Raw genomic sequence first — 13,465 nt, forward strand, 5'->3', positions numbered from 1 at the left:
AGGGTCAAACCGTTCAGAATGCACGCGTCCTCTCGGTAGGCACGCACACGTGACGCTCGGGGAACCCTACTCTTCGGCGTAGCGCCACGGCTCAGACCGCACTGGCGGTAACACCAGGCGTACGGTGGTGCCTTGGCCGGGGGCGGTGATGATCTTCAGCTCTGCCCCGAGGGCGGCGGCACGCTCGCGCATTCCGAGAATGCCGCTGCCCATCATCGCCTTGGATAGCTCGAAACCGGCGCCGTCGTCCGATACTTCGAGGACGGTTTCGCCGCCGTTGCGATAGAGCCGGATGGCAATGAGTTTTGGCGCCCCGTGGCGTACGGCATTGGCGAGCGACTCCTGTGCGATGCGGTAGACATCACGGGTAGCCCAGTCCGGCACGCTGATGTGCGGCGGGATGTCGACACGCAAGGCCACGTTATGGCCGCGCGCGAGCACTTGTGCGTGGGCTGTCACCGCCTCGGCCAAAGAAGCTTCGCCTAGATCAGGCGGACGCAGCTCGTCCACCACCCGGCGCAGATCACCGATCAGGCGCATCAGCTGCTCGACCATGGGCTGGAGCGAGCTGCCCTGTTTGCCGGCGATCTCCAGCCCTAATTTCACCGCGATGAGATCCTGCAGCACGGTGTCGTGCAGCGCCCGCGCCAGGCGGTGCCGCTCGCTGGCGCGCGCGGCACCGGCGGCGCGGCGGTGTTGCTCCTGCGCCACGTCCACCTGTTGCTGAATCTCACCGAGCGAATGCGCCATGGCGTTGACCGACTCGGCCAGACGGGCGAACTCGTCGGCGCTGCCGAGCTCGACGCGGTGGCGCAGATCACCGGTTGCCAACACGCCGGTGGCAACCGTGAGCTGGTTGATGGGTTGGATGAGCCAGCGGCCGACCGCGACCATGAAGGTGAGCGACTGTGCCAGCCCGGTCACAATCAAGCCGATCACCAGGGCGGCGGCACCGCGATCGATCCACTTGCGGCGCGCGTGGAGCTGGGCCTCGCGCCGGTGGTAGCGCTGGCGCAACTGCTCGATGGCGCCCCGAGCCGCAGGCCAGTTAGCCTGGCGCACGGCCGCGCTCGCTGCTTCCACTTGGCTCTGCTCGTCGACGGTCTCCAGCAGCGCCGCGACCGCACCGAGGTGGTGAAGCGCGGCTCCCGGCGTGCCCTCGAGGAAACGCTCGACCCGCGCCTGTTGCTGGTGGTTGAGGGTGAAGTCGTCAAGCAGTCGATCACGGCTGGTGTTAAGCCAAAACAGCGCGACCCCGATCAGGAACGCGGTCTCGACCGCACCGAGGAACAGCAAAGACAAGCGCAGCCGCAGCGACTGGCCTTGGGCCTGGCCGGACCGCACCTGCACCAGCGCACCGGCCGTGAACACCGGAAAGATCACCAGCGGCCAGACCAGCAGCAGCGGTGATACCGGCCCGCGCAGAGCCGGATAGGTCACGAAGATCACGCCGGCGACCAAGCCCGACAACAGCACCGCCAGCAGCGCGCGGTTGATGGCGGAGCGCTGCCGGCCGTCGCCGATGGTCGAGCGGCTCAGCAACAGGCGCGCCAAATAGAGAAAGAGGGCATTTGCGAGCAGCAGATACACTGTGTACAGCAGCGGCAGGAAGAGCGAGGGGTCATGGCGCATGAGGTGGAAGACGAGCGCAAGCGCGAGCGCGCCGGCATAGAGCAGCCCCAGAGCGACACGACGCCAGCGCGACTGAATGCCGATCGGCTCGGGGAAGCTGCCGGCCAGGTGCAACAGCGCCGCCGGGCTGAAGCTGAAGGCAGTGAAGTAGAGCGGCGTGAACCAATACGGGCCGTAAAGATCGCCGCCGGTCAGCAGCACCAGCGCGCAGGCTTGGCAGAAGACGAAGAAGGCGATGACCGCCGGCGCCAGCGCATCGACGCGCAGCACCACCCACAGCCCCGCCAGCGCAAAGCAGACGCCGGCGGCGAAATACGAGCCGTACACCGACAAGTAATCGGCAACGGTGAAGACCCTGGCGGCAACCACCTCGGCGAAAACCTCGGCCTGCTTGCGGAAGCGGTACGATACCGCAGTGTCGTTGGGCAGCTTGGCGGCGTGGACTTGCAGTTCGGCCGCCTCCGCCAGCGGGTGATTCTCGATTCCGACGACTTCGGCAAACAAGATCCGCGCGGTCTTCTCCAGTGACCACTGCGGGCGGCCGATCGAGACCACGATGCGATTGTGCAAGACCAGGAAGCCCGGGAAGGTCTCCCCGATCCGGCGGGCGCCGTTGCCGGCGCAGAGCGCACCGATGGCCAAGACGCCGCCGGTAACCAGCACCGCCAGCGAGCGAAGGCGATTGCTGCCGATTTGCAGGCGCGCTGGTGCCTGATGCGCGCGAGCAGCTACAACCTCGGGGCGGCGCTGTTGTTGGTTGGGGCGATCTGGTTGCACGGTGCTCTCGCTTGGCTTGTCTGCGCCCCTTTAGTGCTTACTGCCATGCGCGCGCAAGGCTGGCGTGAGGCCTGCGCCGGCGGTGCAGTCTTCGGCGCCGCTGTGGCGCTCGCGGCGCATGCGCCATGGGTCGCTGCTGCGGGGCGCTTGTACTTCGGTCTGGGGCCGTGGCTAGCAGCGGTCGCCGCCACAGCTCTTGCCGTGGGTTGCGGCGCCGTCTACGGCTCGGTACTCGGCGCGATGCTGCGCTGCGCGCTCTGCAGCCGGCCGGCGGGGCTGGCAGCGATCGCAGTGGGCGCGGCGTGGGCGGCGTGGGAATCGCTCACCACCGCACTGTTCCCCTACTATCCCTGGGCCGGGCTGGCGGCGACCCAAACTGATCTGCCGACACTGCAACTGGTGAGCGTGGCGGGCCAAGGCGCCCTGAGCGCAGTGATCGCCGGCGCCGGCGCATGCTTCGGGCTCGCCGGGCGCGCCGGCGAGCGCGGCCCAGCGTTACGCCGAGCAGCCGCGGGCGCCGCCATCGTCGTCGCGGTCGCCGGCTTCGGGCATCTGCGGCTCGAATGCGCTGCGCCCGCGGCCGCGCCGGCTTGTACGGTCGCAGCCGTTGACGCCAGCATCTCCTCAGGCGAGCTGCGACTGCCGGAGGTGCTTGATCGCTACGAGGCAGCCAGTCGGGCGGCACTCGCCCCAATGCCGGCGGCGGTGGTTTGGCCGGAGTCGGCAGTACCGGGGTATCCTGAAGTCGACGTAGTTCTCCAGGAGCGCCTGCGAAAGCTGGCCGGAGGCTGGGCCGTGGTGCTCATAGCGGGCGGTGCGCGGGTAAGCTGGACTTCGACGTGGCAGCCAACCGTGTTCAATTCGGTGTATCGGATCGCCAACTCAGAGCCGATCGAGACGTACGACAAGCGAATGCTGGTACCGTTTGCCGAGTCCTGGCCGTTGCCATTGGTGCCCCGACCGCAGTGGTTGTTGGCCCAAGAGGTGGCGCCCGGCACGCAGCCGCGCCTGTTTCGCGCCGCTCAGTGTCGTCTGGGCGTGCTGGTTTGCTTCGAGGTCGAGCAGGCGGTGCTGGCGCGCGAGTCCGTCGAGCTGGGTGCTGATGCGTTGCTGGTGCTCAGCAACGACGCTCAGCTTCCGCCGCAAGCCGTGGCCTTGGAGCTGGCGCAGGCGCGGCTGCGTGCGGTGGAAACCGGGGTGCCGGTGCTGCGAGCGGCCAACCGCGGAATCAGCGCGGCGATCGACCGCTATGGGCGCGTAACCGAGCAAGCTCGGGGAGCGGTGCTAACCACGACAGTGCCGCCGGCGACGCGCGCACCGGCCTCGTGGCTCGGGCCTTGGTGGCTAGCAGCCTGCTGGGTCACCAGCGCGCTGGCAGTAGCCTCGATGTTGTTTGCTCAACGACGGCGCCCGGCGGGACGCTCCGGACAAACGTTGCCGAAGCTATCGAGTTGACTCTGCTCGCCGGTGGACCTGTTGTTCGGCCGCCCCCGGCTGCTTGCTGGGTTGAGCCGGGCCGCAGTCAGACGCAACGAGATTGGGCTGGAATCGCGCGCCAGCGCCGCAAACGGCGAGCGCCGGCCGCGAGCCCACGAAATGTTTCCGCGCATGCGCAGGACCAGGTCGATCGCATCGTTCAGGCGGCACAGCGATACGCCCAGGGTATCCGCCACATGGAGCAGCTGGATGCGTTCGGAAAGCCGCATGCCGTAGAAATTCTGGTCTTGGATGACAACGTCACCGAGATACGAGCTGAGGTTGCGGACGCGCGCGAGCGGGTTGCGCCGAGAGCTGTCGACTCCGACGATCTCGGCGGCGGCGATCTGAATCGGCGCCGGCTCGATGAAATTGCCGGGACAGCCCGGCATGTCCATCGGCTCACCGTGAAATGCCGCGGGTACCCACAGGGCCCCGTCCGCGGCCAACGCGGCTTGCACCACCTGCTCCGGATTCTGGCCGAGGATGAATGCCGAGACCTCGCTAGCGGCGGGCAACGCCACCAAATCCCACCAGGCGATGTGCGCCACCGTTCGGCCATCGGCGACCACCTGGACGTCAACGGGCCCGGCGAGCCCGCGGCCCAACTCCGCGCTGGTGTCGGGGAACTCGAAAGTCAGCACCGCCGAGTTCGACGTGGTTGCAGCACGAGGCGCAAGCACTACCGCACTGCCGAAGAGCGAGTGAAACACGATGGCGACATGGTTGCCGTCGGGGGCGAGACTGAAGCCGGCGCTAGCGGCCTCTGCCGCGTTGAGGACGATGGTAAAGGCGTGCCCCGGGTGAATGAAGGGGGCGACGGTGGCACCGCGCACCGAGGGATACACCGGCAGCGGCGGCGACGGGCAGGAACTCCACTTGGCGGCGTGTGCTATGCTGCTTAGCAGCACCAGCCCGCAGGCCATGGCCAGCAAAGCCTGTTGCGGCCGCCGCGGTCGAGGCAGTTGGTAGAAACCGGCGGCGAACGAGCGGTAGGTGAACAGCATGATCGTCCACATGGTGCAGGTATATTCCCGCGCATAATCAGGTGTCGCGGTGAGCATTGGCGATAGGAATTTCATTGGTCAAATGATAAGTGCACGATCGCGGCCGAGTCAAGCCGCAGGCGGCCCGCTGGCGGGGATTCGCACGGGACGCTAGAGAACACGGGTGAGAACTCAGTTTGCGAGCGGGGAGCGAAATGGCGATCACGGTATTTGTAGTCGATGACCATGTGCTGGTGCGCAACGCCGTCGCACAGGTCATCAAGCTCGAGGCCGACCTCGAGGTGATCGGTGAGGGCTCGGGCACGGCTGACACGGTTGAAGCCGTGCGGCGCTTGCAGCCGAGCGTGGTGGTGTTGGATCTCGAGATGCCCGTGATTCGGGGTGCGGACTTCATCGGCATGATCACCGACGGTTCGGCAAAGATTCGCACCCTGGTGTGTTCGATGCACGCTTCGTACGGCTACGTCGCCGAAGCCCTGCGCCGCGGTGCCGACGGCTACGTGCTCAAGAGCAGCCCCAGCACCTTGCTGCTCGAAGGCATTCGCGCAGTGGCGATGGGCAAGGCGTTCATCGATCCGGCGCTACAGTCGGAGGTGCTGCGCATGGTGCAAAGCGGTGGCCCGCGCTCGGCGCCGAAAGACCTGTCGGCGCGCGAGATCGAGGTACTGCGCTTGGTGGCGGAGGGCCTCAGCAACGAAGAAATCGCCCAGCGCACACAGCAATCGTTGGAGACGGTGAAGCTGCGGATGCGGCGCGCGTTCCAAAAGCTGGGCGCCACCGACCGCACCCATGCGGTGGCGCTGGCGTTGCGGCAAAACTTGATTCAGTGAGCTGCCGCCGTTTAGCGGGGCGGCAACTGTCCAGTGGCGCGCAGCAGTTGCTGCTCTTCGAGTTGCAACTTCCTGAACTCTTTTGACACCCGCTTGATCTCGGCGGCATCGTGGCTCATCCGCGCGCGGAAGAGCTCACGCTGCAAATCGTTCATCTGCGGCTGCAGCGCGTTGAGACGGGCTTCCTGCTCAGTGCGCGTACTCGGCAATTCCGCCGCGCCCGCAGTGCTTCCGGACGACGCGGCGGTGGCAAGGGCAAGCAGAAGGCTCAGTATCACGGTCTGCCAGCGCATGATTACAGCTCCTGCCAGGAGGCCGACAGTATCGTCATTGGCCGCGCCAGATTTCCGGCTCCGCCGCCGATACTGTCGACGAGATTCATGCAGCTCTGGCAGTAATCGATGTTGGCGTGGCCGCCGACGGTGACGCGCATATCACCAGTCCACAGCGCGCCCACGATCGTTGCGGTGCCTTGGACGGTCGTTTCGTCGTTATTGTCGATACCGTAGGCGTAGCCGTTGGCGTCGATCACGGTGTCGCCGCGAACGATGATCCAGCCGATGAAATCGATGGTTCCACTCACGGTTAGGGAACCGTCAACGATGAGGATGCCGGCACCGGTGATGTTGCCGTTGATGGTCACGTCGGCGGCGGTCAGATGGGTGATCTGCGGCGCCGCCTCGCTGCCCCACGATCCGTTGTAGCTGTTGTTGAAGTTGCTGGCGCTGATGTTCACGACCCCCGCTTTCGACAAGATGCGGCTGGTCATCGTATCCAAGTCGGCGACGCTGGGACCGCCCGTGGTCATGACGCTGGGCGTTAGCGGGTTGCTGCTAAAGCCGAGCCCCAGGACGTTGTTCTTCTGCTGGTTGTTGAGCGAGCCGCTGAGCTGGCTGGTAACACTGTCGTTGCGCGTGGAGATGCCGGGCATCAAGGGCCCGCTCGGATTGAGTGAGTCGTTGGTGTTATGGTCGTTGCCGTCAACGTTGAAGCTGTTGCCGTTGAACGTCGAGGCGCTGAGGGTGTCGGAGGCCAGATAGAGCGCGCCGGGCGAGCCCCCGATGCCGGATCGGACCAGCGCGACGCGAAGCCGCCGCTGCGCTTGCAGCGGGGCGGTTCCAGTGGCCGTAATCGTGCCGCGGTCATCAGGGTTCGCGGCATCGGCCGCCACGACCACCGTGTAGGTGTAGTCGCTATAGCTCGGCATGGTCTTCGCCGAGGCGCCCCAGAGAGTGCTCCATTGTTGCACGACATCGAGGTTGAATGATTGGACGCCGCGAGTGTTCATGGCGCTCAGTCCGTGGATCAGGCCGGACTCGGCAGACACCAGCGCCTGGTTGCCGGTGCGGTAGTGGCTGGTCGACCGCAGGTCAAGGCTGCTCAGCGTTAGCCCGGTTACCGCCAGCGAGGCGATGAGCACCAGCAAGAGGAAGGTTGGAAAGAGCGCGAAGCCGCGCCGATCGCGAAGTCGTGTGAGCAACCAGGTCATGGTTCAACTCCCCGGGCACTTGGTGGAGGCAATAAAGAAGCGATTGCGCAGGTCAACGTCGGTGGCGACTTGCGCGGACGGGGCTGCGCCGTTTAGCGGATCGGCGGCCTGGCTCCGCAAACTCAGCTGTAAGCGAACGCGGCGGATGGCGGAGCGGTCGGTGGCGCTGAGCGAGCCCGAGGTCGGGACCAACTCGGTTCCGCTGCCGTCGAAGTAGCGGATGCTTGAGCCGCTCAGATCCACGTCCGAGAGCAGCGTGTCCGTGTTCGACCAATTGTTGTTGTCGATGCGCTGCACCGTTTTCGCGGAGTAGTTGTAAGTGTAGGTCAGGTCCTCGTTCGGACCGAGGTGTTGGCCGCTATTGTTGAGGTCGGCCTGGACGCGGATCGAGTAGCTGCGGGCGTCGGCGATGCCGCTGAAATTGGCGATGTCGCAGTTGGGATTCATCCCGGCACGGCGGACTTCACGCGCAAAGAGGTCGACCACGTTGCGCGCCGTAGTCTGGACATCGATCTGATTGGCCTGATTGCGTAGGGTCAGCAGCTGGTAGCGGTTAAACGAGAGGAATCCGCTCATGGCAACCAGCGTCAGTGTCGTGGCAACGAGCACCTCGGTGAGCGTGAAACCGGCGTGGCCGCGGCTGCTGTTGAATGTTGCTGTCAGGCGCATAGGGCAGTCCGACAAACGTAAGTGACCCCGACCACCGACCGGGATTCGGGGTTGCTCCAGGACACCGTGACCACCACCTGCGAGAGCCCATACTTCGGCGTGTTCGCGATCACGGTCCAACTGCGGGTGAACTTGCCGCCCGCTTGTCCCAGCGGAGTGATCGGATTGAGCGCGTCAGTGTGTGCCCCAGCTGTCAGATCGCCGGGGTTGGTCGTGGGGTCGAGGGCGCGTAACTGCTCGACTTTGTCCTGTACCAGCGAGGTGGCAGCGGCAACCCGCCTACTCGTGCCGTTGGCCTTCAATGTGCCTGCGGTTGTGGTCGACAGCCCTGTGGCGACGATCGCAAAGATCGAGATCGCCGCGAGGACCTCGATGACTGTGTATCCACGTTCTGGATGCCGATCTGGTGAGGTCATGATATCGTCACTCGCCCTAGCAGACCGGTCCGTACTGTCTTGGTGATCTTGCCGTTGGTCAACGCCGTGGCGACGACCGCTGTGGCCACGCCGTTCTTGTTGAAAGAAGTTGTCGTCGCGGCGCCGGCGCTAATTCCGGGGGGCAAGGTGATGGCAGCACCGTCCTGCGCGTAGGTGGCGCCCCCGTCGGTGCTGCGCTCCCTGGCGTAGCTGGTGGTGTTCAAGAAACGGACTCGAGTGAAGACGTTCTGCCCCACAGCCTGCATACGTGCTCGCGAAATCTCGAAGGCGAGCTCGCTGCTAGCGCCGACAATTCGATATTGACTCATGTAGGCGCTCGCTGACGGCAGCGCGATCGCGGAGATAACTCCGGCCAGGGAAATCGCGACCAGTGCTTCCATCAGCGAGAAGCCAGCCTGTCGCTCGATCGTTCGTCCCAGTCGATTCTTCATGGGCCTTGCCGGTTATCGCCCTTCTTGCGAGCCGCGTGCCGAGCATGCGGCACTAGCCTCCAACGCGGACCGTGTTGCCGGCTATCGTAAGCCCTGCGGCCGTTGGCGCTTGGGCCAAGTGCGATAGCCAGCTGAATTCTTGATGCTTTTGAGCACCACCGATCCCGCCCTCAGCCCACATCTGGTTGCGCAGCGACAGAATGGCTTGCGGCGCCATGGAATTTAACCTGATAGGCAACGTGACTTTAGCCGACGGGTGATGGCTAGCAGCCGCCCCTCGCCAGCAGCAGCGTGCCGCAAGTGGCGAGTAGTTGTCGCGCTCAGCGTAATAGTGACACAAACTCGGCACGCTCCGCTGCCTTGACCTTGCGCGCTCGGGCGGCTCGCATGCGCTTTGCCGGCGCTACTCTTCGCGCAAAGCCACGGCCGGATCGAGGCGCGCTGCCCGTAACGCCGGCACGATCCCGGCAAGAATGCCGACCCCCACCAGCACAGCGAACGACAGCAGCGCCAGCGCCGGCGAAAAGCTCACCTCGGGCATGAGCAATTGCGCGCGCTCGGCCGAGTTGCGCAGCACTTGCAAGATGAGAATGATGCCGCTGCCCAAAGCGAGTCCGGCCAGCCCGGCACCGACGGTGATGATGACGGTCTCGGCGATTACCTGCATGAAGAGATCGCGCCGGCTGGCGCCGACCGCTTTGCACACCGCCAAGTCGCGCGTTCGTTCGGCCACCGCCACCAGCATTATGTTCATCACCCCGACACCGCCGACCACCAGCGTGAGCACGCCGCAGGCGACGAGAAACACTTGCAGCGCGACGCCGATCAGCTCGACCCTCCGCATGGCTTCGACGATGTTGAAGAAGCTCACCGCCTCTTCATCCTGCGGCTTGAAGTGGTGGTGGCGACTGAGCAGCGCCCGCGCCCGCCCGATCGAGGCGGCGCCCTCTTCACGCGTGCGCGGCTCGTAAATGATGTGGCTGATGGCGTCACTGCCGCTGAACAGCGCCTGCGCGGTGGTGACCGGCAGCAGGGCTTGTTCGTCGTCGCGCGGCCCCATGTTCACAAACTGTTCGCCCTTGGCGACGGAGACGCCGACGATGCGAAAGGGATGCCCTTCGAGGCGCACCTGTCGCCCGAGTGCCGACTGCCGGCCGAACAACCGCTCGGCGACCTTGGCGCCGATCACCAGGACACGGCGGCGCTCGGCAACGTCGGCGGCGTTGATGAAACGGCCGCGGCCGACTTGGAAATTGCGGATACGGCCGGTCTCCGGCCCGACCCCATACGTCCAGACGACCTTGATGTGGCCGCCGCCCTTCATCACCCGCGCGCCGTTCCACAGCTCCGGCGCTGCCCGTTCGACTAGCGGCGATGCCGTCAGCCGCGGCGGATCATCGACTTCGAGCGTGATCCGGCGCGCGTTGCGGTTAGCGCTGCCCTGGCGGGCTACCGCACCGGGAAAGGTGAAGATCACCTTGCGGCCGATCGCTTCCATCTTGGCGCGATAGTGCGCCCGCATCGCCGTGCCGGAGGCGCTGAGGGTGACGAACAGCGCAATGCCCCAGACGATGCCTGAGCCGGTGAGCAACACCCGCAGCCAGTTGGCCCGCACGTCGCGTAGCGCATCGGCAAGGAGGTCTCGCAGCATGCTGCTACTCCGCCCGCAGCGACTCGGCCGGATCGATGCGCGCCGCGCGCCACGCCGGCCCACTGCCGGAAATGATCCCCACCACCGTGGTGATCGCCAGCGCCAGCACCACCACCTGTGGGACAATGACCGGGACCGGAATCACGTCCCTCGGCAGCTGACCGAGGATGGCGCAGGCGAGCACTCCGAGGGCAAGCCCGGCGAAGCCGCCGACCAGCGTAATGACCAGCGTCTCGACTAGGAACTGCCCGACCACGTGCCGGCGTGCGGCCCCCACCGCCAGCCGCACCCCGATTTCGCGCCGGCGCTCGTTGACCGAAACCAGCATCATGTTCATCACCCCGATACCGCCGATCAGTAGCGTGCCCGCAGCCAGCACGATCATAAACACGTTGAGCGCGGCAAATACCGAGTCGAACCCGGCCAGCATGTCGACCAGGCTGATGATGAACACGGCTTCCTCATCGCTGGGCGAGACGTGTAGCCGGCGCGCCAAGATGGTGCGAATCTCCCGCTTCAGTTCTTGATTGAAGCGCCGCTCGGTAGGCCGGGTGAGAATCACATCGAGGTGCTCGCGCCCGGTCATGGTCAGTGCCGTACTTATCGGAATCCAGATCTGCTCGTCGGTTTCCGTGCGATCGCGGCTGAGCTGGGTGCCGACGCGATCGAGTAGCCCGATAACCTCGAAGGTCTGTCCGTCCAAGTTGATGCGCGCGCCCAGCGCCGGGCGTGGGCCCAACAGCCGCGCCCGGGCGGTGTGCCCGATCACCGCGACGCGGTGCTGGAAGCGCACGTCGTCGGCGGTGATGAAGCGACCGGCCGCCAGCGTCGCGCCGCGCAGCTGCTGCATCAGTGGCTCGACGCCGCGCATGTCCAGGTTCCGCCCCTGGGCCCCGGCGCGGGCGTACGTCCAATGCCGCAGCTCCCCGGTAACCACATCCGCCCGCCGCGCGGCTTGGCGCAGCGCGGCGACGTCATCGAGGTCGAGCGTGATGGTGCGCCGCTCGTCCGCCGCCGACAGATCCTCACCCACGCGCCCGGGCAGCACCAGCACCAGGTTCTTACCGATCTTCTGCATGCCGGCGTCCACCATGCCGTGCACGCCGATGCCCCAGCCGACGAGCAGCACCACCGAGGCCGTGCCCCAAACGATGCCAAACATGGTCAGCGCGGCCCAGCGGCGGTGCAGCCGCATCGTCCCGAGCGCCTGGCGAATGATGGCTAAGAACATCCGACCGCCGGCCAAGCCTTACCCAGCCCGGCGCATGTCACTCTCGACCGCCCCGTCGCGCAACCGCAGTTGCCGGCCGACGCGCTCGCCGATGCGCGGGTCGTGGGTGACGACGATGACGGTTTGGCCGTCACGGTTGAGGGCCTCGATCAGTTCCATGATGCCGTTGCCGGTAGCGGTGTCGAGCGCACCGGTAGGTTCGTCGGCCAGGATTACCGAGGGGTGATTGATCAAGGCGCGGGCGATAGCGACGCGCTGGCGCTCGCCGCCCGACAACTCGCTCGGGCGATGCTGTGCGCGGTGGGCGAGGCCGACACGTTCGAGTAACGCCTGCGCCCGCTCGCGCCGGCGCCGGCGGGGTACGCGCCGGTACAGCAGCGGCAGCTCGACGTTCTCCAGCGCGCTCAGCCGGGGCAAAAGGTTGAAGGTCTGGAATACGAAACCGATGCGCTCGCCGCGCAATGTCGCCAGCCCCGAGTCGTCGATCTGGTCGACCCGCCGGCCGTCAAACTCGTAGCTTCCAAGACTCGGCCGCGCCAGGCAGCCGATGATGTCCATGAGCGTGGTCTTGCCCGAGCCCGACGGCCCCATGACGCCGACGTACTCGCCCGCGGCGATCTCCAGGTCGATGCCCTTGAGCGCCTGCACCGCCGCCTCGCCCATGTCGTACACCTTGGTCACCCCGCGCAGGCGAATGACGGCCGGTGCGCTCATTGCAACTTCACCGTATCACCTTCGGTGACGCCGTCGAGTACTTCGACGCGATCGGCGTTGGCAATACCGAGCCGTACGGCCCGCCGGGTCAAACGCGGCGGTGAGTCATGCTCGACGACCTCGACCATCACTTCGTTGCCTTCGTACAGCAGCGCGGTTTCCGGCAGCAACAGCGCCTGGTCGTGGACCTCGGCAATGATGTCGGCGTCGCCTGACATCCGGGGCCAGAGCGAATCCACGCCTTCGAGCACGGTAACCTCGACCTTGAACGAGGTCACGTTGTCCTTGCGGTCCCCAATCGAGGCGATCTTGCGCACCCGCCCGGGAAAGATCCGTTCGGGATAGGTTTCCGTCCGGATGCGCGCGGTCATACCGACCCGCACCTGTGCGATCTCATTCTCGTCGACGATGCCGAGCAGGTGCATCTGCGAGGTGTCGGCGATCGTCATCAGCACGGTGCCGCCGGTGACGGAAGCAACCGAGGCCACCGCGGCCCCGGGATTCAACTCCCGCCGCAGCACGACGCCATCGATGGGGGCGCTGATGGTGGCATAAGCCAGCTCCTGTTCGAGCCGCTCGAGCGTGGCGCGGGCGCGCTCGAGGCGGGCGCCGGCGCGCGCGTGTTCGGCGCGAGTGCGATCGAGCACATCCTTCGATTCTACGCCGCGGCCGAAGAGATCGCTCTTGCGCTGCAACTCTACTGCGCCATGGTCGTGCTCGACTTCCGCTTCGTGCACCACCGCTCGAGCCTCGCGCACCGCCGCCTCCAGGGTCTGGCGATCGAGTTCGGCGATCACCTGGCCGGCGCGCACGCGCTCGCCGGCATCGACGTGAAAGCGCTCGACGATGCCGCTAACTTTGGCACGGACCTCGACCAGATGCTCCGGCTCGATGGTACCCGAGGCCACCACGATCCGCTCGATCGCGGCGCGCGTCACTAGGGCGGTCTTGCCCAGCTCGGGGCCGCGCCCGCCCAGGCGCAGCAGCGCCACGCCGCCCAGTCCGGCAAGCACCAGAGCAAATGCAATGACCAGCCTTCGACCCATAGGGGAATTCCCGTGTATCAAAGGCTTGCGCCGACTGCTACGCAGAGCGCTGCCCATCGCACGGGCGTGGAGAGC

General features: G+C 66.1%; 13 protein-coding genes. 2 read left to right on the forward strand and 11 right to left on the reverse strand.

Going from position 1 to position 13,465, the window contains the following annotated elements; all coding sequences use genetic code 11:
* Window positions 1–66: 66 nt before the first annotated feature.
* Entirely contained in the window at window positions 67–2,409 is a 2,343-nt protein-coding gene (locus HY699_17875; GenBank protein ID MBI4517678.1) for a HAMP domain-containing protein, read from the reverse strand.
* Window positions 2,410–2,454: 45 nt separating this feature from the next.
* On the opposite strand from HY699_17875, the gene lnt reads away from it, so the two are divergent.
* Window positions 2,455–3,864 carry an apolipoprotein N-acyltransferase gene (gene lnt / locus HY699_17880; protein MBI4517679.1) on the forward strand — a complete coding sequence of 470 codons (1,410 nt, stop codon included), beginning with the start codon at window positions 2,455–2,457 and terminating at the stop codon, window positions 3,862–3,864.
* On the opposite strand, the gene HY699_17885 is transcribed toward lnt, so the two are convergent.
* Window positions 3,807–4,967, reverse strand: a complete 1,161-nt coding sequence (locus tag HY699_17885) for a hypothetical protein (GenBank protein MBI4517680.1) — start codon at window positions 4,965–4,967, stop codon at window positions 3,807–3,809. The two genes, lnt and HY699_17885, sit on opposite strands and share 58 nt — an antisense overlap.
* 119 nt (window positions 4,968–5,086) lie before the next feature.
* Between HY699_17885 and HY699_17890 the strand changes: the two genes are divergently transcribed.
* The gene (locus HY699_17890; protein MBI4517681.1) at window positions 5,087–5,722 is read left to right on the forward strand and encodes a response regulator transcription factor; all 636 of its coding nucleotides are present in this window, start codon (window positions 5,087–5,089) and stop codon (window positions 5,720–5,722) included.
* A gap of 11 nt (window positions 5,723–5,733) precedes the next feature.
* Here the strand turns inward: HY699_17890 and HY699_17895 are convergent, their stop codons facing one another.
* The 9 genes from HY699_17895 to HY699_17935 all read right to left on the reverse strand — a co-directional run bounded on the left by HY699_17895 (window position 5,734) and on the right by HY699_17935 (window position 13,390).
* Entirely contained in the window at window positions 5,734–6,015 is a 282-nt protein-coding gene (locus HY699_17895; GenBank protein MBI4517682.1) for a hypothetical protein, read from the reverse strand.
* 2 nt (window positions 6,016–6,017) lie between these two features.
* Complete coding sequence (locus tag HY699_17900) at window positions 6,018–7,211, reverse strand: hypothetical protein (protein ID MBI4517683.1); 1,194 nt, start codon at window positions 7,209–7,211, stop codon at window positions 6,018–6,020.
* Between the two features lie 3 nt (window positions 7,212–7,214).
* Window positions 7,215–7,880: a prepilin-type N-terminal cleavage/methylation domain-containing protein gene (locus HY699_17905; GenBank protein ID MBI4517684.1), complete on the reverse strand. Its 666-nt coding sequence runs from the start codon at window positions 7,878–7,880 to the stop codon at window positions 7,215–7,217.
* A complete protein-coding gene (locus tag HY699_17910; protein MBI4517685.1) occupies window positions 7,871–8,296 on the reverse strand; it encodes a prepilin-type N-terminal cleavage/methylation domain-containing protein in 426 nt (141 codons plus the stop codon). The genes HY699_17905 and HY699_17910 overlap by 10 nt, the downstream gene beginning before the upstream one ends.
* Window positions 8,293–8,697 (reverse strand): hypothetical protein, encoded by a 405-nt coding sequence (locus HY699_17915; protein ID MBI4517686.1) that lies wholly within the window; start codon window positions 8,695–8,697, stop codon window positions 8,293–8,295. Before HY699_17915 ends, HY699_17910 begins: the two co-directional genes overlap by 4 nt.
* Before the next feature lie 454 nt (window positions 8,698–9,151).
* Window positions 9,152–10,399, reverse strand: coding sequence for an ABC transporter permease (locus HY699_17920; GenBank protein ID MBI4517687.1), 1,248 nt, complete (start codon window positions 10,397–10,399; stop codon window positions 9,152–9,154).
* A 4-nt stretch (window positions 10,400–10,403) separates the two neighbouring features.
* Window positions 10,404–11,630, reverse strand: coding sequence for an ABC transporter permease (locus tag HY699_17925; protein MBI4517688.1), 1,227 nt, complete (start codon window positions 11,628–11,630; stop codon window positions 10,404–10,406).
* A gap of 18 nt (window positions 11,631–11,648) precedes the next feature.
* Window positions 11,649–12,344 (reverse strand): ABC transporter ATP-binding protein, encoded by a 696-nt coding sequence (locus tag HY699_17930; protein MBI4517689.1) that lies wholly within the window; start codon window positions 12,342–12,344, stop codon window positions 11,649–11,651.
* Complete coding sequence (locus HY699_17935; GenBank protein MBI4517690.1) at window positions 12,341–13,390, reverse strand: efflux RND transporter periplasmic adaptor subunit; 1,050 nt, start codon at window positions 13,388–13,390, stop codon at window positions 12,341–12,343. The genes HY699_17930 and HY699_17935 overlap by 4 nt, the downstream gene beginning before the upstream one ends.
* Window positions 13,391–13,465 lie beyond the last annotated feature (75 nt).

This window comes from Deltaproteobacteria bacterium (genome assembly GCA_016210005.1).
Lineage (GTDB): Bacteria > Desulfobacterota > Binatia > HRBIN30 > JACQVA1 > JACQVA1.